Here is a 21,100-nt window from a genome sequence, read left to right as displayed (position 1 = left end):
TGCGAGGGTTCATCCATCCAACACGGAACAGCTTTTCACACTCACACAAATCAAAAGTAAACGGCGCCATCGGTGATGACTTTTAATTTTGGATATTTGATTTCCAATTTGGGATACATTTTCAAACAAAATACATAAGGCACTAATTACATGACATTTACAACACAAAACAGGGTGGACAAATGATCGAATGATGTAAAAAAAACGGCGCCTGTTTAAAATCCAGACACCGGCTATGATCTATTTTTGAAAGTTCAGGCTCAACCGACCTGGGTGGGCGATTTTCCATAGCGTTTCCGGAAGACCGTACTGAAATATCCCACGCTTGCAAATCCGCAAAGCTCACTGACTTCGGTGATGGAATATTTTTTTTCCTGTAGCAATTCCAGGGCATGATCCAGACGAATTGATTTGATAAAATCAGTTGGGGACTGGTCTGTCAATGATTTGATCTTTTTATACAATAACGAGGGACTGACATGCATCGCCGATGCAAAATCGTTTTTGGAGAATTGGGGATTTTCGAGGTTTTCACGAACAACAACAACTATCTTCTTCAAAAATTTGTCGTTCAGCTCATTATCCAGAATGGTTTCATCCTCGTTTACTTTTATGATTCTCAGGGCTTTTTCACGGATAACTTCCCGGTTCTGAATAATCGTCCGAATCCGTTGCCCGAGCAAACTTACATCGAAGGGTTTTGTCAAATAATCATCCGCACCTAGCCCTAAGCCTTGTAGTTGCTGTGCTTTCCCGGATAAAGATGTCAGCAAAATAACCGGAATATGGGATGTTTCGTAGGTCGATTTTAGTTTGCTGCATAATTCAAAGCCATCCATGTTGGGCATCATAATATCCGAAACCACCAGATCGGGGGTTTCTTTCCGGATCAACTCCCACGCCTGTTGTCCGTCTTCGGCCAAAGAAATCTGAAATTGTGGTTCCATTGCTGATCTTAAAAACTCACGCAGGTAATCATGATCTTCAACAATCAAAACTTTCATTTTTTGACCCGGCACCTGATCAGCCTCATTAAACATGGCTGACCGACTATCCTTTCTCCTGACCACATGAACAAGCTTATCATCTGTTTTTGACCGCATCTCGGCTGCATCGATCTTTTTTACAGGCATAATCACCTGAAAAGTTGATCCTGTATTTTCCTGACTGAGACAACTTACTTTTCCATCATGCAAGTTCACGTAGTTTTTAACCAGCAGCAACCCGATTCCTGAACCCACAATCTTCGAGTTTACAGCATTATCTCCCCGGTAATATTCATGAAACAATCGCCGTTGCACTTTTTTACTGATGCCAATTCCCTGGTCCTTTACTTCCAAAATCCATTTATTTGAAAAGCATTGCAAATCAACCTGTACTGACGCATTGGGATACGAATATTTTATTGCGTTGGAAATCAGATTATCAATCACCTTTTCAATCATAGATTCATCCATAGCGGTAACAAATTTCGAAAAATTGGAAGTAAACCTTAATTCAACATTTTTATTATTAGCGTATGATTCAAACATCATCACCCGGTCGCCAATGATTTTTACAATATCAACCATCGACAAAGAAAGCTTCTCCTTGCCAATATCAACTTTCTGAAAATCCATTAATTGTGTAACCACTTTTGACAGGCGATGCGCCTGCTCTGTTGCCCAATATAAATATTGCAACCCCTTATTGGATAGCCCGGGCTCTTTATTCAATTCCTCAATCGGTCCGCTAATCAAGGTTAACGAGGTCCTGATGTCGTGGGCTGTATTGGCAAAAAAGCGGATTTTTTCCTCCGAATGCTGCTTTTTCAAACGATCAACATAATAGGAAAAAAGGAAAATACCCAGTCCTGCAATAAAAGTGACAACCAACACCGTAAACCACCATTTTTCCCAAACCGGAGGGATGATGCGCAAGGTGATGGCCCTTTCTTCAATCACCTTGGTTAACGAACTGTCAATCATTCGAATCCGAAGGGAATATGTTCCGCTGGGAATATTGGAATACGACAGAATCCGGTTATTGGCGGGTTTGCTCCATTCCTGATCCAGCCCTTCCAGTTTCCACGAAAATCTGGATCCAGGCGAAGTAACGCCAATGGGAATCAGTTCAATACTAACCGTATTCTGGTAATATTTGAGGGACAATTCCTGCAAGCTATCCAATGGATGGCCGAGCTGAATATTGGAAGATTCACGGATCGACCGCCCCGAAACCGTGAGATCCTGATAGAAGATCCTTCCTTCATCCTTTTGGGGTTGTATTTCATCCGGATTAAAGATCACAGCCCCCTTGTTGGTCCCCCAAATCAACTTTCCGTTCCGAAGGGTATAATGGGCATTTTGGTTGAATGAAATGTTGCTAAGATCAGGGAGTGAGTTGAAAGTCAAAACGGTATTCTCTTTTTCATCCAACCGGCATAAGCCCTGCTCTGTTCCGATCCAAAAATATCCGTTCGAAAACACAACGCTGTTGACAAAATTGGAGGGCAGTCCTGAATCGACCGAATAATTGCGTATCAGCTTACGTTTCAAATCATACCGAATGAGCCCGTCGCCACTGGTACAAATCCAAACCACATCATTTCTCAGGAAAATATCCTGAACCAAATAGCCTTCAACCAAAGTTTCGGTATGCCCGCTTTTTTTATCAAACTGCAACAAGCCAACAGTGGAGCCTATCAGTAACTGATCCGGACCATAATCCACCATGGCTTTTAACGTAAAATTTTTAAACGATCTGAAGCTTTTTTTAGCAGGTTGATAACAAACCAGGTCGCCGCGAACACCTCCCATCCAGATGTTACCACGGGCATCCTTGTAAATATCGAAGATAAAATTGCTGTCAAACTCTCCTGCACTTACATCCTGACTGTAATGGGCCAGTTCTTTCCCTGTTTTCCCATCCAACAAATAAACCCCGGAAGAATAGGTGCCGGCCCAAATGCGTCCCTGGTCGTCTTCGCACAAGGACAAAAAGACCTGGGCATGTTCTTTTTTGTTGTGGTAGAAAGATTTCCAGCGATTGGCAGCTACATTCCAGTAACTGATTCCATTATTGGTTGCAAACCAAAGATTCCCGGCTACATCCTCCAAAACACAATTTATCTCGTTATTAATCAATGAATTATAATTATTTACAACATGACTAATTCTGGTAACACTTGGGTTTGCCTGATCAAAATAGGAAACCCCGCCACTGTAGGTACATACCCAAACGCGATCATTCTGATCACAATAAATATCATATACTCCGTTGCCTTTCAGTGAGTTTGGATTATCTGAATCCTCTTTGAACATATTTAATATCTTTCGTTTATGCTTACCGATCTCCCAGATACCTTGCCCGTCAACACCGATCAGCATGGTTGAATCAGAATTGACCGCAATTGCCAGAATCGGTTGGTTCGGAATTTCAGTAACCGGGACAAATCTTAAATCTCCGTTTTGGTTCGTCAGGCAAAAAAGTCCGTCAGCCAGTGTACCGATCCAAAGTGTATTGGACTTATAATCGAAGAATAAATTCGAAACAAAATAACTTCGTCCGTCCGTGTAGCGGAAGTATTCGTGAGACGAAAAGTCCTGTGTATTGTAAAGCCTGACCTGTCCGTCAATCGCATAAAAAAAGCGGTTTGCATCAAACCATTCCAGGTAATGGATGTTCTCGGTCTGAGCCAGTGATTTCAACCCGGTCCCCCGATCGTAACTGTACATACCAAAAGAAGAAGACATCCACAATCTCCCCCGTCCATCAACAAGAAGCCGGGTAACTAAAATATACGGATTCCGCAATTCTTTCCGAAGGTTTACCACCGTTTCAAAACTATCGGAAATCGCATTGTATTTAAAAATTTGCCCGTTGTTGGTATAGGCATATAGAGTCCCATCCCGGTAAACAAGCCGAACGGTCAGAATATCAGCAGTTTCATATGGGAGTTGATAAATCCGGATATCATCCTCGGTATAACGAACGACTCCCATCTTTGATGAGATCCAGATAAAACCATAGTCGTCGCTGCAAACCTGGTTGGTTTCACGAATAGAGATTTCATATTCGTTGTTCAGGTTATAAAATTGAACGTTATTGACTCCACGGGCCAAAAACACAATGGTATTCAGAAAAATAAAGATACCGGCAATAAGGATATTGAACTTCAAAGTCATAGAATAGTCAGGTTTTCATTCACAATACGACAACAAAACAATTAAAATATTGCCAACCCGGCAATTATTTAAACATGATTATGATGAGCCACCCTTACTTTTTGCCTCTTCCCTTAAAAAGGGCCGAAAGAAACCTGTCAAAATTAATACCCCAGCCCACACTCAAAAACTTTTTGCCGTCCTACAATATATATCCCTGCCCGAAGTCCTTTAGTTGCATTTTCGCGGGTAACATCTGAACGAAGTTTGACTCCCATCATGGAATAGACATCGACCAATTCCGGTTCATCATTTTCTTCGACGGGAGGTTCTTCATTTTCACCGACAGCAGGTTCTTCCTCTTCAGTTGGAATGTTCTCATCCGTTGAGTCGGTCAGAAAAATATCTTCGATGACAATGGGACAATTTCCATATGACCAAAATCCAACAATGTAAAGATGCGACGGATCAAGTTTTGCATTTGTACCTTTCCTGTACATGTTGTGAAGCGGAATAATCAACTCTTTCTTGCCCGACAGATCGTATTCTGCCGCTCCGTCCCAGTAACTATTGCTGTCGAACAAACGGAACGACAAGCCGCACCCCGCAATACTTGCCATCCTGACCACCAGGTATTTATAATCAGAAATGTCAATCCCGGCGTCGTATTTCCACCCACCAAACCCATATTGACCGGTTACCAGGGTTTTTGTCAATTCATCAAAAGTACCGTTGGCATAAATTGAAGGGTTAAACAGCCTGTTGGTCAGCGGAAAAGTTGAAGCCGTCACGTTGAACTCACGGGAAACCGGGTTCCCCAGGCCTCCCTGATAAGTTACAGTAACGGTTACTTCTCCGTTGGCTTTGGCCATGATGTTTCCATTGACAATTTGAATGATTTCGGGGCGGGGATTATGGTAGGTAGCGCCGATAGAAACATCTTCCGTGTGCCCGTCGGCATAAACGGCTTTAACAGATAAACCGGCCGTACTACCGGTCAGCAATTCCACATCGCCTCCCTCAACGATCAGATCCGTTAAAGTCAGCGATTCCTCGCTGTATCCTTCAAACGAATCGTCGTAAAAAGTTTCTTCAGAGAAGAATTCCTCAGTTGAAAACCAGTCAACATCCACATATCCGCCGGTTTGAACGGTTGCAAAGCTGAAGATGCAAAATTTGTTTCCGGTAAACACCGAAAGGTTGAATTTCATATCCAAATCTGTCCCGAATTTCATGTACGTTTCGTTATCCAAACTGAAATAGAAGCTTGTCTGACTTGAGTTATAACCAGCGACTGCCCTCAGATAAACCTCCGATTCTTCAATGGCTTCCCCGGTAATCAAGGTGCCATCATTCATCATCACCAAGGTTTTCTGCCCGTCAATCACTTTTACGCCAATATAAGCATACGGATCCTGGAAAACAGCCAGGCCGGCCACATCGCCTTCCTGCATATTCTCCACATTCATTTTAATCGTTCCAAACGAATTGGACAAATCAAAAGGATAACCAAAAATCCTCTGGGTCAGCGTATTACTGGCTTCGGTTAACCCGCCCACCACATTCACAGTTTTTAGCCGCAAGTAATCAGGATGCTCAGTTAACGACCATTTGGCAGGGTCCGGATTGTGGTTCCATCCCCACTGTTTACCAAGCTTATAGTCGCGAAAGTTGTCATTGGTCGGAAGAACTTTCAACGGATATTCGCGGCCAACATTGGGCTTGGCGTAGGTAGTAACACCCTTCCCGTCAACGCCAATTTCCGGCCAGCCATCCACCCAGGTTACCGGTTGAAGGTTGGGCAAACGCCCGAAAGCGCCTTTATCGTAAAACAAAATCGTCCACCATTCACCGGTTTGGGTTTCCACCAAGGCACCCTGGTGAATATTATCATCATCCAACAGTAATTTTTCCTCGTAGGGGCCGTAAATATTGGTCGAACGCAGAGCCACCTGGTAGGCCGGCCATCCGCCATAAGTGGCGTAGATATAGTAATATCCGTTTATCTTGTAAAGATGGCTGCCTTCCAAACCTTCTTTTACCGTATAAGCGTACACTTCCTTTTCTGACCCCGGGATTGTGGCAAAATCATGATCCAACGCAGTAATTTTGAGGGTATTAATTCCATGAACCACATAGATTTCCCCGTTCTCGTCGAAAAACAGGCCCGGATCGTAGAATGAGCCGGCCAGCTTTTGCTTTTGCCAGGGCCCTTCCGGATCGGTAGTTGTTAGCAGGTAGCTGCCTTCATCCAGGGTTGTAAACAGCAGGTAATACATGCCATTGTTGTATTTCAGGCTGCCTGCCCATTGTCCGTGGCCATAACGGTCGCAACCATCCAGGTTGAAACAAGCCGACGATTCAATTTTTCCCAGTGGGTTGCTGCAGTATTCCCAATTCACCAGGTCATACGATTTCAGGAGCGTGGCCCCGGGAAAAATATGCATAGTCGTAGAAACCATGTAATACACATCGCCCACCCGGATGACATCCGGATCGGGGAAATCGGAAAAAATCAGTGGGTTGGTATAGGTCCCGTCACCATTGTCGCTGTATGATTGGTATTGAAAGTCGGGTCGCGGGTAGTTTTCATTGGCATATTCCTGATACCAATGATAAACTGGCCACGGACAAGCTTCCGGGTCGTTTAGGAAAGTATAAGGTTCGCCCTCGGCCGGTGGTTTTCCTGTAAACTGGGAGAGCAAATCGGGGCTTGTAAAAAGAAGCCAGCTCACATTGCCGGTGTCGTCCATAATCTTTTTGAAGTTAGCCCCAAAACCATCGCCCCCGGCAGTGCCGGTGTGGCCTTTTCCCCAGGAACTCTCGTACTTTTCATCGGCCCAATCCATTTCTGTAATCACAATGGGCGCGAAATCAGCAACAGGTTTAACCTGCTGGTCCCACTCTTGCTTAAACACCTCGTAGCCATCGGCGCTGCCAAACCAACCGGGATAGACGTGTACGGCGTAGCCGATATTCTCACCTTCAATCGGATTAAGGGCGAAACCTTTGTACTGCGACTGGTAGCCGGAACCCGGAATCCAGAGCACATTGTGAAAGCCATTTTCGCGTATTTTATCGACGATGGGCTGAAAAATTTCCTTCAGCACATCAAAGTGCGCCTGCGCATTTGAGCCTTCAGTTCCATCGGCCAGGCGAATCCGAACCGGCTCATTGGCCAGTTCAAGCATGATCTCATCGCTGTTTTTTATTTTTGGATGCTTCGACACAATATCCCAAACGGTCATCAGGTATTGCGCATAGTTGTAATCATCTTCGAGCCCGATCACTTCAGGACAAACCCCGGGAGGACGCATAATCACATACAGTCCTTTCGATATGGCATATTCCGCCATCGGGACAAAAACTTCATCCAGGTATTTTCTAAACCGATCTTCGTTAAAACAATTCGGAAGTTCGTGGCCATCGGGCGTACAACCGGGCGTATTGCTCCAATAAGGGTCCATGTGCAAACGCAAAAAGTTCATCTTCCAGCCGGCATCCAGAATATCGTCAATCAAACCTTGATTATAGGCCAAACAAGCATTCACATTATAATTGGTCCATTTGGTTCCCCGCTCATTAAACCAGGGACTATACGTCTGTGCAAAACCATGTAAATTAACAATATTCCCGTGCGGGTCTTTCAGATAACGGCCTTCAACCTGTAATTTGGGAGTGGGCATGCCTTCCCAGGCATTAACATTAGAAGCCCATAAAAAAAACAGTAGCAGGAACAAGCGTTCCGGTAATCGTTTTCTCATAAGTCGGGTTTGGTTTCTCGTTAAGTTTTTATTCCGTCGCTACATTTCAGGTCTACGGCCCCGCTTCAGGGAAACATCGAACCTGACATACCGGTTGGAAAAATAATGAAAGGCCGACAGACTGACTTTCAATTACAGACATAAGTTTTCAAAATTTGGATATATTGAAAGGAAAAAAACCGAAGTCCCGACACTACTTCCACAACAAATCAAAATAGCCTTTTTCGTTGATATGATGCGGCCTGTCATCCCAAATCTTATAATCATACCAGCCATAGTTTGAAACATCATTAAACGACCCGGAATTTTCGGAACCTAATGAAATAAAACCAGCATTATATTGAGTTCTCCCTCCATCAAACGATTCAAGATAGTTTGTGTCAAAACTCATGTTTCTCATTTTTGCAGAATAGCCTATGCAGTCTGTGTAAATTATTATGAAATATATTCTTCCAAATCCGGAAAGTATCGTTATACACCCCTCACTCACATCAAACCATCAATCGGGTTCTTTTCTATCCGGCAATGAAAAATTAGGAACATAAAACGTCCTTCCCTGATATGTTTTTTCCCATCCAACAGCCTCTCCAAGGTCGCCCGCAAGGGTTTACATCGTTTTTTTTTTCGCTTCAAATCAACCAACCGGCCGGAATTTTCCTGTTTCGCCAGCCTGTTTTACAAAACTTGACGTAATAAATTTTACCTGCCAGCTAATTTAAACCCAGTACAAAAAACAAGCTATTTAAGGGCGTCATCCCGTCCGGCAGTTGCCTGGTCGGGATCCCTGTCGTCAACTACCTGGGTGGCATATGGCAACAGATGCTGAAACAAGTTCAGCATGACGGCGTTTCGGTGATGGCCTGTCGTTCGGCCGCGGCCTACGGGGATTTTGAACCCGGAAAACAAGGGAAGGGAATCCGGGGCAGAGACTGGTAAGCGGCCCTGTTTGAGGAGGTACGACGAGTTGGGCTGTGTAATATTCCCGTTAGGAAAAATAACCCAGGCCGATCTCTCCGTAATCAGAACCGCATCGCTTTGCGGCGCATGTAACATTTATTCTCGGATCAACATTTGTGGCTGCGCCTGGTTTCCGCCGCTTGTGCCACCCCCTGGTTTACCCCGGCAGTTGCCGGATTACCTGGGGCTACCCGTATTTAATCCCTCCTGAATTCCCGGTCGGCAGTCATTCATATCCTGAAACGTCACCTCGCCGATCAGGTTTTGCAGTCTGACCTTTAAACCCACCGGGATTTTGTACAGAAGAACAAGCTTTGAAAAGGGGTGGGCAGGCCGTCAAAACGCCCGGCCGAGGGTTCATTTTGACAAAATTTTTGCTTCCTTTTTATCGACTGAAAAAGGAAGGGCCCGTCCGGCCGGAGGACAAAAACATAAACAAATACATTCTTGGTGGATTTTTGGCTTCGTGACTTCGTGTTGAAAACTTCTTTTCGGAGGTGGTAAAAACAAGCCCGGCTGATCTCTCCGTAATCAAAACCACACCGCTTTGCGATGCTTGAAACGGGTGTTTCCTGATCAACGCTTGTGGCTGCGCCTTGTTTCCGCCACCCGTGCCAACCCCGGGTTTCTCCGGCAGTTGCCGGATTACCCGGGGCTACCCATCTTTCACCCTTCCGGGGTTTCCGGTTGACACCGGAGGTTTGGATAATTGGTCATTGCTGCTTACAGCTAAAAAGTTGCCAACTGTAAAATCAACACGAAGACACGAAAACACGAAAGTTATTGGTGATTCCTTATTTGCTGCTTATCGGTTATTTGAAATAAATACATTCCTGGTGGCTTCGTGACTTCGTGTTAAAAACTTTTGTACGGAGAAACAGGTTTTGAAAAAGGGCAGGCAGGCCGTTCCGCCCCGGGTGCGCCGGTTTTTAACCGGCAATGAGCGAATGCGCGGTTAAAAACCACGCCACCCGCAGCACAACAACTGGCAAAGGTCTGCAAAATGCAGGTTTTTCTCCTCCTGTCAAGAGCTTGTCCCGAATTTGATTCGGGAAGGAGCACCCGCGTAGCGGGGGAGGGGTTAAATTTAAAACTTCCTCCATTTCATTTAAACAAAACCATGTTAACTTTTTTAGCCCTAATCCGGCTGTTCCAATCAGGGATTCAGGGTAGAAACAGCCAGATTTTTCAAATATATCAAAGGAGATTTAAAAAGAAGAAAGAAAAAAAGCAGACCTGTAAGCCGGGTTCTGTTTCTCGGAAAACCGGGACCTCTATCATTTATCTGGCTGTAACATTGCTGTTACAATCTAGCAGCCTACCCCTCATGATAATCAGGACCGGAGTCCTGAAACAGGGCGGGCAACCCTGTGAGCGTAAACGCTGATCATGATATATTTGGCTTTGCAACCCATGAGACGTACGGCTTTCGGGATCGCCCCCGAAACCGGTGAGCTCTTACCTCACCTTTTCACCCTTATCCGGCAAGCCGGACGGTTATTTTCTGTTACGTTACTAAAAGCTTTCGCCCTTCTTCCCGTTAGGAAGCATGGCGCCCTGCGTTGCCCGGACTTTCCTCCTTCCCGGTTACGGGAAAGCGATAGAGCGGTCTGCGCGGCAAAGGTAGTAAAATTAATGCTCAGAATAAACGTCCCTGCCAGGTAGCGCGTTCTTCGAGACGTTTTTCCAGTTTGGCGGCAAACTCAAAGTTTTTCAATCCCCAGTTGGGCGCGATGACCATGCCCGCCGGGGCCTGGCTCACAAATCGTTCAACGACGATGGCCGGGTTTAGCAACTCAAGGTAATCGACCACCAGGTCGATGTATTCTTCGACCGAGAAAAGCTGAAAAGCTTCGGGATGCAGTTCGTACTCAAGCGCCATCCGGGTTCCTTTATGAATTTGCAGCTGGTGCAACTTGAGGTTTTCAACAGGAAGCTGTGAAATTACCCGGGCCTGGCGGAGAAAGTCGTCCCGGTTTTCGCCCGGCAAACCCAGGATCAGGTGGGCGCAGTTGTGAATGTTCCGGCGGGCGGTTTCTTCCAGGGCCCACCGGGCTTCGGCAAACTGGTGCCCCCGGTTGATGTGGCGCAGCGTGTGGTCGTTTACCGACTCAATGCCGAACTCAACCATCAGGTAACACCTTTCCGACAATCCGGCCAGGTAATCCAGGATCTCTTCATTCACACAATCGGGGCGTGTACCCAGCACCAGGCCAATCACTTTCGGATGCGACAGGGCCTCTTCGTACCGTTCTTTCAACACCGGCAGGTCGGCGTAGGTATTTGAGTAGGCCTGAAAATACGCGAGGAAACGCATCGACTTATATTTGCGGGCAAAAAACTCAACCCCCTCATAAAGTTGTTCCGAAATGCTTTTCTCCAGGCGGCAATAATCGGGTTTGAAGGTCTTATTGTTGCAGTACGAACAGCCGTTCAGGGCCTTGGACCCATCGCGGTTCGGACAGGTAAACCCCGCGTCAACCGATACTTTCTGTACCCGGTCGGTAAATTTATTGCGAAAGTAAGTCGGAAAATCGTTGTACCGTTTCTGATGTCCCCAGGGAAATTTCTGTTCGGTCATTCGTTTAAATTATGCGGCAAAATTAGTGATTAAGTCCAAAGGATAAAACGGGAATACGATTTCGTTTCATTCACAAAAACAACATTTTTCGACTGCTCCCGAACCCGGCTTATCAACACATGTTGAAAACTTTAAACCACGAACCATCCGGCTTTCGCCTTCTATGTAAGCCTGATTTCCTAAATTTATACGAAACCTGTAAACCAAAAACGATGTTTAGCGCAAAAGATATTTCGGACATGGAAGAAAGAGGAAGCGACCATCGGATTGTTTCTGAGCAGATTGAGAACTTTAAAAAGGGGTTTCCTTTTTTGAAATTGATCGGGGCGGCCACGGTCGGCAAAGGGATTATCCGGTTGAATGACACGGATATCGCCCAAAACATGGCTTATTTCGAGGAACAGGTAGCGCAGGGGACCAGCCTGCTGAAGTTCGTCCCGGCCTCGGGCGCTGCCAGCCGGATGTTTAAAGCCTTGTATGAAGCCCGTGAAAACCTGGAAAAGGGAATTCCGGAAGAAGAAATCAGGGCAAACCAGGAAATGAAACCACTTTTTTCGGGACTGAAAAACTTCGCTTTTTATAACGAATTAAAAGAACTTGCCGGCAGAGCGCCCGAAGAATTGCCGGTTGGCGAACTGCTCGGCCTGATATTAACCGAAAGCGGTTTAGACTACGGCAACCTGCCCAAAGGCCTGTTAAAATTTCACCATGCCGGCGACCATACACGAAGCTCCTTTGAAGAACATTGCGTTGAAGGCGCCCTTTACGCCCAAAATGCAGATGGAAAAGTAAAAATCCACTTCACGGTTTCGCCCGAGCACCAACAGGCATTCGAAAGGCACCTGTCGGGCATCAAAGCCCGGCACGAAAAAGAATTCCGGGTAACTTATGAGATTATGTTCAGCCGGCAAAAACCGGCAACCGACACCATTGCCGTCACCCCTGACAATGAGCCGTTCCGCAACGACGACGGCAGCCTGCTGTTTCGGCCCGGCGGACACGGGGCCCTGCTTTCGAACCTGAACGAACTGGACGCCGACCTGGTGTTTATCAAAAACATCGATAATGTGGTGCCCGACTACCTGAAACCAGAAACGGTGAAATATAAAAAGGCGCTGGCGGGTTTGTTATTGCGGCTGCAGCATAAAATATTCAGCTACCAACAAATCCTCGACACCCATCATTATTATGCGCTCGACAGCGCCTTCTTTGCCGAGGCGGTCAACTTCCTCGAAAATATCCTTTATATTCAACCGCCGGCAGACCAATATTACACGGAGAAAGAAAACCTGTACCATTACCTGAGATCGAAATTTGACCGGCCAATCCGGGTTTGCGGCATGGTAAAAAATGAAGGCGAACCGGGCGGGGGGCCCTTCCTGGCCGAAAATGCCGACGGGTCTGTCTCGCTGCAGGTGGTCGAAAGTTCGCAGATAGACCCCGACAACATCGAACAAAAAGCGATTACCGACGACGCCACCCACTTCAACCCCGTTGACCTGGTTTGCGCGTTCAAAAACTATAAAGGCGAAAAATACGACCTGAACAAGTATACAGATCCGGCCACCGGGTTTATTTCCAAAAAGTCGAAAGACGGGAAAGCGCTCAAAGCGCAGGAACTACCCGGGTTATGGAACGGTGCTATGGCTGATTGGAACACGCTTTTTGTGGAAGTTCCGATCATAACTTTCAATCCGGTAAAGACAATAAACGACCTTTTAAGAAAAGAGCATCAGCCGGAGTAAGTTGTTTCAAAAACAATTTCTAAATTTGCAACTGCAATTTTCTTTATATGGACGAGGACGCAAGGGATTATTTCGAAAACGAAGAAATCATTGAAGCAGTTAAGCGTTTCAAAAAAATGATCAAAACCCAGGAGTTCGGATATTTTGACGTATTCGAGTTTGAAGGGATTATTGACTATTTCCTGGACGAAGGAAAAATCAAACTTGCATACCAGGCCGCCGAAAACGGGATGGCCATTCACCCCGCGTCCACCAGCCTTCAAATTAAAAAAGCCCAGATCCTGCTTGTTGACGGACATGCCGAAGAAGCGCTTGAACTGGTGCGTCTGGCCGAACTGGTTGAAAAAAACAATTCGGACGTGTACCTGGTCAGGGGTTCGTCCTTAATCATGCTCGGCATGGTTGACGAAGCCATCGATGCATATGAACAATCGATCAGGTACAGCGATGACGATCAGGATGAATTGCTTTACAACATCGGGGTCACACTTGGACAGGCCGGTGAAGCCGAAAAAGCCGTCGGCTTCCTCGAACGAGCCTACCGGATCAATCCTGAAAACGAACTTGTTTTGTACGAATTAGGGTACTATTTCGATAAAGTACAGGATTTCGACAAGAGTATCCGCTATTACGATGAATACCTGGATATCGATCCGTTTAATTCGTCGGTATGGTATAATCTCGGAATCACTTACAACCGCCTTGGCAAACACGACGAAGCCGTTGATGCTTACGACTATTCGATTGCCCTGCAGGATGATTTTGAACAGGCCTGGTTTAACAAAGCCAATGCCCTTTCGAACAGCAACCGGTACCGCGAAGCAATTGAATGTTACCTGGAATACCTGGAACGCGATAAAGAAAACGACGACGCCTACTGCTACCTGGGCGAATGTTACCTGAACCTCGACCAGTACAATGACGCTTTGGTTAACTACCGGAAAGCCATCCGGCTCAACAAAAACAACTCCAATGCCTGGTATGGCTGCGGCATGATCATGTGGATAGAAGGCAAGCTGACCGAAGCCCTGGCCTTTGTAAAAAAAGCCTTGAAACTGGATGACGAAAATCCCGACTTCTGGCTGATTTACGGGAAAATCAACCACGAGCTCGACAATTTCGACCAGGCTGAAACGGCTTACGAAAAAGCAACCGTCCTCGACCCCGACAACCCCGATTGCTGGGTATCTTATTCCGAAATGGAATACGACCGCAGCAACCTGAATAAAGCCATTGACATTTTAAAAAGCGCATACAAAATACTTTCCAACGATTCAGGAATCAATTACCGGCTAACCGCTTATTTGCTCGAAAATAAAGATGAAGTATCAGCCACCGGTTACTTTGAAAAAGCCCTGGAGATCGATTTTAACAGCTACCGCGACTTATTTGATTTTTACCCCGAAGCCAGCCAAAACGAATCGATCAGGAAACTCATCAAGAAATTTCAATCCACCAAACTATAAAATAATGAATTTTAATTTGCCATTTATCCCTGAGAGGCCGGATAAACCAAGACATTCGGGTCTCACCATGGTTATGGACAAAGGACTAAGCCTGCGTGAGGCTGAAGATTTTTGCGACGTCTCCTCTGAATACGTTGATCTGGTCAAATTAGGCTTCGGAACAGGCTTGCTCACTCCAAAACTGAAAGAAAAAATCAAACTGTACCAACAGGCTGGCCTGAAACCTTATTTCGGGGGAACACTTTTCGAAGCCTTTATTGCACGGGATATGTTTGATGATTTCCGCAGATTTATTTCCGAAAGCGGCGTCGATACTGCCGAGGTTTCCGACGGGGTACTTCCCATCGAACACGGGAAGAAGTGCCAGTACATTGAAACGCTTTCGAAAGATCTCGTGGTTTTGTCCGAAGTAGGAACCAAGCTGAAAGGCAAAGAGATTTCAAACGAAGAATGGGTCTCGTGGATGCAGACCGAATTGCAGGCCGGCGCCTGGAAGGTGATTGCTGAGGCCCGTGAAAGCGGGAATATCGGTATTTATAACGAAGACGGCTCAGCCAACTCCAAACTGATCCTGGATATCCGCAAACAACTCAACGCCGACCAGATTCTTTGGGAAGCTCCTTTAAAAAGCCAGCAAGTATGGTTTATCAAATTATTAGGAGCCAACGTAAACCTGGGAAACATTGCCGAAAACGAGGTCATCCCGCTCGAAACACTCCGCCGGGGACTCCGCGGCGACACCCTGCTTAGCTTTTTGCCCTGCAGATAGCCATTTTTGTCCGATAAATACAAACAGCTTCAACGGTATCATCAAACCCTTGAAGCTGTTTTCATTTTGCTGTTTTCTTTCAGCAGCAATCTTTGATATGGCCTAAAGCAAAAAATAAAGCCGTCCCAAATTTGCTTTGAGACGGCCGTTATGGCTTCGGGATGACGTCGTTTAACTTATCCCAAGCGGTGCGGACGGGATTCGAACCCGCGACCCCCGGCGTGACAGGCCGATATTCTAACCAGCTGAACTACCGCACCAAATTGTACTTAAGCATCATTCTTTTTGCGGTGCGGACGGGATTCGAACCCGCGACCCCCGGCGTGACAGGCCGATATTCTAACCAGCTGAACTACCGCACCAATAAAGGTTTTCACAATGATACTCAATGTACTTTTTTAAAGAACCAACCTCCTGAAATCCGTTTCTCAAAAGGCTTTGCAAATATATACTTTCTTTTTTTCTCTGCAATAGCAACAAATAAAAAAATAGCAGGAAAAACAGCCGTGAAAATTGGGCTTTCAGTAACAATCTTATTTTCAATACCCAAAATTCGGGCCTATTTCACCAGGTTTCCCGGATTCAGTCTCTTTTCTCCGTTCCAGCGGTAAGCCGTCAGTTTTCCTTTCCTGCTCACGCACGAATCGAGGCAACAAATATTGGGTTCAATAATATTCGAGCCGTTTTTCATGCAATAATGGCCAAAAAAAACAATCGGGTCTTTTTTCGGATAAGGCTTTCGGCTAATAATGATTTCCTCGGGGATGGTGTAGAAAGGCAAATCGAACCGGCTCTCGAACGAAAGCTCCCGGAAGGTTTTCCCCCAGGGATCGATCCACCATTTCGACCGGAATGAACGATGCGGACGGCCATCCCTGTCAAAAACCAACAAATCTTTAGGCAACTGAAAGTCAATTCCCTTGCAGGTTTCCCAAAATGCCCGGGCTACTTCCGAATTGTTTTTACCAATGCTTCTCAGAAACGACTTTTTTAATTTTGGCTCGGTCAGCTGCTCTTTTAACAGGCGAATATTCTCGTCCTGCCAGCAAGCATGTACAACACGTATTTTCTCAAATTCCAGAAACATTGGCAAGGTACGCATCCATTTAATATGGCTGTTCCATTCGTCCATATTTGAGGCAAACTCACTTAAAGTCGGATTGAGATCGAGGCGCAAGCGCGACCAGCGTTTACTTAGACGCTTACCTTGTTTATCCAAAAGTGAATAATAGATCGCGTTGATTTCGTGGTTTCCAAGAATGACGTACGCATGTCCGTTTTCGGCCATGGCACGGATCATCCGGATGGTCTCCCTGATCTGAAATCCCCGGTTAATAAAATCGCCGACAAAAACGGCTTTCCGTTCAGGGTGCGAATAGACCTGCCCCGATGAGTTGTACCCCATCTGGCTCAATAAAACTTTCAACTGATCTGCCTGACCATGTACGTCTCCTATAATGTCATACATAAAAATTGCCCGGTTTTACCGGGCAATTTATTATTTTTTCATGAGAAACGGGTCGATTTGGCAAGCTAAAATCAGGTTAATTCTGCTTCAATAAATCCGCCTAATTTCAAGTACCGTTCGTAGATGGCCTGGTACTTCGCAACATTCTCCGGAATCGGGTGGTATTCGGTTTCAACCCCACCGCCCATTTTTGCCTGTGCTTCTTCGGTTGTCGCGTACACCCCGGCCACTACAGCGGCAGCCATCGCCGAACCAAGGGCGCAGGCCTGTTCTGAACGGGCCACTTTGATCGGCATATTCAATACATCTGAAACAATCTGCATCACCAGGGGCGATTTTTTAGCGACGCCTCCAAGAGCAATGACCCCGTCAATCCGGACGCCCTCGCGGATAAAACGGTCGACAATAGCTTTCGAACCAAAAGCGGTTGCTTCTACCAATGCTCTGAATATACGCGGAGCATCGGTGCCCAGGCTAAGCCCGGCCACAGCGCCTTTCAGATTTTGGTTGGCATCCGGTGTCCGGCGTCCGTTCATCCAGTCGACAGCCAACACGCCGGTTTCGGCAATCGGCAATTCAGCAGCAGCTTTGCTTAATTCGGCAACCAGTTTATCCGACATTTCATCCAGCAGTTTCCGGCGGATTTCATCATTCACGAGGCTTGTTGCCGACAGGATTTGTTCGGCAGGCCACATCAACACGCGCTTAAACCATGCATAAATATCGCCAAAAGCCGATTGTCCAGCCTCCATCCCCAACATGCCCGGAATTATGGAACCATCCACCTGTCCACAAATTCCGGCAATCAGTTTATCGCCGGACTCTTCCATCGGGGTCACCAGCATATCGCAGGTGGAAGTCCCCATGACTTTACTCATGTAGTAGGGCTGAATTTCGGCTCCAACTGCTCCCATATGAGCATCAAAAGCCCCTACCCCAACTACAACGTCGGTTGAAAGTCCCAGTTTTTGGGCCCATTCTTCGGTGAGTGTGCCGACCGCTACATCGCAGGTATAAGTTTCCTTGAACATCCGGTCGCGTAACCCGCTGAGAATGGGGTCGAGCGACGTTAAAAACTCCTCGGAAGGCAAACCGCCGAAAGCTTCGTGCCACATGGCTTTATGTCCCGCTGCGCACCGGCTTCGCTTCAAGGTTTTTGGCCGGGTCTTGCCGGTCAGTATGGCCGGAATCCAGTCGCAATGTTCGACCCAACTGTGAGCAGCCCTTAAAACGCCGGCATCAGCTCGCGAAACGTGCAGAATTTTCGACCAAAACCATTCCGACGAATAAATTCCGCCTTCATACTTGGTAAAATCAATCTCCCATTTGCGGGCCAATGCGTTAATTTCATCCGCCTCTTTTACCGCGGTGTGATCTTTCCACAGCACGAACATCGCGTTCGGATTTTCCTCAAACCCCGGGGTTAAAGACAAAGGTGTGCCTTGTTCGTCGACCGCTACCGGAGTTGATCCGGTAGTATCGACCGAAAGACCAACCACATTTTCGGCAACGCCTGCCGGGGCCTGTTTTAAGGCCTCAACAATGGTCTGCTCCAGACCTTCCAGGTAATCTTTCGGGTGCTGGCGAAATTGATTTTTTGAAGGATCGCAATACAGGCCTTTTTTCCAGCGCGGGTATTCGAACACCACACTGCTCACCTCTTCGCCGGTTTCCACATTCACGATGAGCGAACGCACCGAGTCGGAACCATAATCCAGTCCAATCGTATATTTTGCTTTTGTCATTTTTAACAGTTTTTATTCTATTGTCCGTAATAAGCGTCTTTCCCGTGTTTACGCAGAAAATGTCTGTCTAACAACGTTCGAGACATGGCTGTGTCAGGATTAAGCTGAAATGAACGGAAAGTCATCTTGGCGACTTCTTCCATCACCACGGCATTATGAACCGCATCATGGGCATCTTTTCCCCACGAAAAAGGAGCATGGTTATTCACCAACACGCCCGGAATATAGTCGGGATTCAAACCCTTGAAACATTCAACGATCACATTTCCGGTTTCCAGTTCGTAGGCCCCGTTTATTTCGTCATCCGTCATTTTACGGGTACAGGGAATTTCGCCGTAGAAATAATCGGCCTGCGTAGTACCCACTGCCGGAATGGCTTTGCCCGCCTGTGCCCAGCTGGTTGCCCATTCGGAATGGGTATGCACAATGCCGCCGATATGTTTGAAATGCTGGTATAAAACGAGGTGGGTGGCGGTATCGGACGAAGGTTTATATTTGCCTTCCACCAGGTTCCCGTCGAGGTCGAGCACCACCATATCATCCGGTTTCATGCCATCGTACGAAACCCCGCTGGGTTTAATGACCACCAAACCTTTTTCCCGGTCAATCCCACTGACATTACCCCAGGTAAAAATCACCAGGCCATGTTTCACCAGATCCAGATTAGCCCGGCAAACCTGTTCTTTCAGTTTTTTCAGCATTTTTTCAATATTTATACATCAACATGATTTTTACCAGAAATAGATGTAAAATGCCACAGTCAGTCCAATAATCACCAGGGTATGGAAAAGATCCCACTTTGTCCAGCTGGCCCGTGTTGCTGCTTTTTGAGCGGTCGTAGCCGATGCAAAAGTCAGGCCTTCGATTTGCGCTGCCGGCGCCGGCCGTGTGAACATACTGACCACAACAATCACCAGCATACTAAACGCCAGCATGCCTCCGCTAAAGAACAGCCAGTTTACATCGTAAAACAAAACGTAGAAGAAGTTATTTACACCGTGGTCAGCAGCCCAGAGTTTTACATCTTCATAACCGGCATCCCCGGCGATAGTTGTATACAACACTTTTGCTCCGAGGCGCAGCACACCGATGATAAAACCGGCAATCATTCCCCACATCCCTCCCTTGGGAGTCGGCCGGGTTGAAAGAATCCCCAGTAGGAAAGCCGCCGCAATACCCGGCGCCAATACCGATTGAACATCCTGTAAATAGTTATATAATACGCTTCCGATGCTTCTCATAATGGGAATCCACAAAACGCCCAGCACCACCACAACGACCGTTGCCACACGGCCAACCCGAAGCAATTTGGCTTCACTGGCCTGCGGACGGTATTTTTTGTAAAAGTCGATGGTAAAAAGCATCGACGACGAATTGAACAAAGAAGCCAGCGAACTCATCAAAGCCGCCAAAATACCGCAAACCACCAATCCTTTTACTCCGGCCGGCAACAGTTTAGACACCAGTGTCGGGAAGGCAGCATCGGACGATGTTAAGGTAAATACTTCGCCGTTAATCACCACTCCTTTTTGAGCCATGGCAAAGGCAATCATCCCCGGGATCATGAACAGAAATACGGGAGTTAACTTCAGGTAAGCGCCAAAAATGGTTCCGCGACGGGATTCTGTTTCGTTTTTACCCGATAATACGCGTTGCACGATAAACTGGTCGGTACACCAATACCAGAAACCAATGACTGCCGAGCCGATAAATACGCCCAGCCAGGGAAAATCCGAATCCCTGTTGCTTCGTATCAGGTTGGTCATGCTGTCGCCGTACTCATTCACTTTCACAGCGGAAGCAATCGACATCACCTCGTCCCAGCCGCCAACAGCCTTCAGCCCAAGTACAACAATGATTAACGAACCTAAAAGCAAGATCGGAGTTTGCAACACCGAGGTATAGAGTACCGATTTCATACCGCCGATTACGGTGTAAACAGCGGTCAGTAACACCAGTCCAACGGCTGAGATCCAGAAAAAGTCGATCCCCCAGATACTTTCGATGCCAAATACTTCTTTAAACACCAAACCTCCGGCGTATACGGTTACAGCCACTTTAGTCAACACGTAACTAACCAGGGAGATTAGTGAAAGGATGGTTCTCGATTCGGGATTATAACGTTTTTCAAGAAACTCGGGCATCGTGGTGACCATGCTCCGGGAATAGAAAGGAACAAAAACCCAGCCCAGGATCAGGATCATCCAGCCCTGAATTTCCCAGTGCGCCATCGCCATCCCGCTCGAAGCGCCGGCGCCGGCCAGTCCGATCAGGTGCTCAGATCCAATGTTTGAGGCAAAGATGGAAGCCCCGATTGCAATCCAGGTAGCATCCCGACCAGCTAAAAAATAGTCTCCCGAGGTTTCCTCTTTTTGTTTGAACACCCAGGCAATAATTCCGATCAGTGCAAGCGCAAAAATTCCGATTACGATCCAGTCTAGTAAAGCCATTCAATTTAAG

At 46.6% G+C, this 21,100-nt stretch carries 13 protein-coding genes, 2 tRNA genes and 1 other RNA gene; 3 read left to right on the top strand and 13 right to left on the bottom strand.

Annotated features, from left to right (window positions below; genetic code table 11):
- Positions 1-260: 260 nt before the first annotated feature.
- The 6 genes from ACOIT5_RS17765 to ACOIT5_RS17740 form a co-directional block, all read right to left on the bottom strand.
- Positions 261-4,166: a hybrid sensor histidine kinase/response regulator transcription factor gene (locus ACOIT5_RS17765; protein WP_423127504.1), complete on the bottom strand. Its 3,906-nt coding sequence runs from the start codon at positions 4,164-4,166 to the stop codon at positions 261-263.
- Between the two features lie 143 nt (positions 4,167-4,309).
- A complete protein-coding gene (locus tag ACOIT5_RS17760) occupies positions 4,310-7,909 on the bottom strand; it encodes a family 43 glycosylhydrolase (protein WP_423127503.1) in 3,600 nt (1,199 codons plus the stop codon).
- A gap of 193 nt (positions 7,910-8,102) precedes the next feature.
- Positions 8,103-8,300 carry a hypothetical protein gene (locus ACOIT5_RS17755; RefSeq protein WP_423127502.1) on the bottom strand — a complete coding sequence of 66 codons (198 nt, stop codon included), beginning with the start codon at positions 8,298-8,300 and terminating at the stop codon, positions 8,103-8,105.
- Positions 8,301-8,647: 347 nt separating this feature from the next.
- Positions 8,648-8,962 carry a hypothetical protein gene (locus ACOIT5_RS17750; protein WP_423127501.1) on the bottom strand — a complete coding sequence of 105 codons (315 nt, stop codon included), beginning with the start codon at positions 8,960-8,962 and terminating at the stop codon, positions 8,648-8,650.
- A 1,127-nt stretch (positions 8,963-10,089) separates the two neighbouring features.
- An RNA gene (gene rnpB, locus ACOIT5_RS17745) (RNase P RNA component class A) lies at positions 10,090-10,483 on the bottom strand.
- Between the two features lie 22 nt (positions 10,484-10,505).
- Positions 10,506-11,447, bottom strand: coding sequence for a TIGR01212 family radical SAM protein (locus ACOIT5_RS17740; RefSeq protein WP_423127500.1), 942 nt, complete (start codon positions 11,445-11,447; stop codon positions 10,506-10,508).
- A 212-nt stretch (positions 11,448-11,659) separates the two neighbouring features.
- Here ACOIT5_RS17740 and ACOIT5_RS17735 point away from each other — a divergent pair, with 212 nt between their 5' ends.
- The 3 genes from ACOIT5_RS17735 to ACOIT5_RS17725 are packed head-to-tail and all read left to right on the top strand — an operon-like array spanning position 11,660 to position 15,427.
- Positions 11,660-13,192 carry a DUF4301 family protein gene (locus tag ACOIT5_RS17735; protein ID WP_423127499.1) on the top strand — a complete coding sequence of 511 codons (1,533 nt, stop codon included), beginning with the start codon at positions 11,660-11,662 and terminating at the stop codon, positions 13,190-13,192.
- Between the two features lie 47 nt (positions 13,193-13,239).
- On the top strand, positions 13,240-14,658 hold the full coding sequence (locus tag ACOIT5_RS17730; protein ID WP_423127498.1) for a tetratricopeptide repeat protein: 1,419 nt from the start codon (positions 13,240-13,242) through the stop codon (positions 14,656-14,658).
- A 4-nt stretch (positions 14,659-14,662) separates the two neighbouring features.
- Positions 14,663-15,427 carry a phosphosulfolactate synthase gene (locus tag ACOIT5_RS17725; RefSeq protein WP_423127497.1) on the top strand — a complete coding sequence of 255 codons (765 nt, stop codon included), beginning with the start codon at positions 14,663-14,665 and terminating at the stop codon, positions 15,425-15,427.
- Positions 15,428-15,613: 186 nt separating this feature from the next.
- Here the strand turns inward: ACOIT5_RS17725 and ACOIT5_RS17720 are convergent.
- The 7 genes from ACOIT5_RS17720 to ACOIT5_RS17690 all read right to left on the bottom strand — a co-directional run bounded on the left by ACOIT5_RS17720 (position 15,614) and on the right by ACOIT5_RS17690 (position 21,090).
- Positions 15,614-15,687: transfer RNA gene (locus tag ACOIT5_RS17720), tRNA-Asp, on the bottom strand.
- 28 nt (positions 15,688-15,715) lie between these two features.
- Positions 15,716-15,789 (bottom strand) — tRNA-Asp (locus tag ACOIT5_RS17715).
- 23 nt (positions 15,790-15,812) lie between these two features.
- Positions 15,813-15,977, bottom strand: coding sequence for a hypothetical protein (locus ACOIT5_RS17710; RefSeq protein ID WP_423127496.1), 165 nt, complete (start codon positions 15,975-15,977; stop codon positions 15,813-15,815).
- Between the two features lie 9 nt (positions 15,978-15,986).
- Complete coding sequence (locus ACOIT5_RS17705; protein WP_423127495.1) at positions 15,987-16,895, bottom strand: metallophosphoesterase; 909 nt, start codon at positions 16,893-16,895, stop codon at positions 15,987-15,989.
- 71 nt (positions 16,896-16,966) lie between these two features.
- Positions 16,967-18,640, bottom strand: coding sequence for a ribulokinase (locus ACOIT5_RS17700; protein ID WP_423127494.1), 1,674 nt, complete (start codon positions 18,638-18,640; stop codon positions 16,967-16,969).
- 17 nt (positions 18,641-18,657) lie between these two features.
- Positions 18,658-19,341, bottom strand: a complete 684-nt coding sequence (gene araD / locus ACOIT5_RS17695) for an L-ribulose-5-phosphate 4-epimerase (RefSeq protein ID WP_423127493.1) — start codon at positions 19,339-19,341, stop codon at positions 18,658-18,660.
- 30 nt (positions 19,342-19,371) lie between these two features.
- A complete protein-coding gene (locus tag ACOIT5_RS17690; protein WP_423127492.1) occupies positions 19,372-21,090 on the bottom strand; it encodes a sodium:solute symporter in 1,719 nt (572 codons plus the stop codon).
- Positions 21,091-21,100 lie beyond the last annotated feature (10 nt).

The organism is Gaoshiqia hydrogeniformans, from assembly GCF_049347105.1.
GTDB lineage: Bacteria > Bacteroidota > Bacteroidia > Bacteroidales > Prolixibacteraceae > Gaoshiqia > Gaoshiqia hydrogeniformans.
The sequence above is the reverse complement of the archived record's forward strand: the minus strand, read 5'-3'. Positions and strand labels throughout refer to the sequence as shown.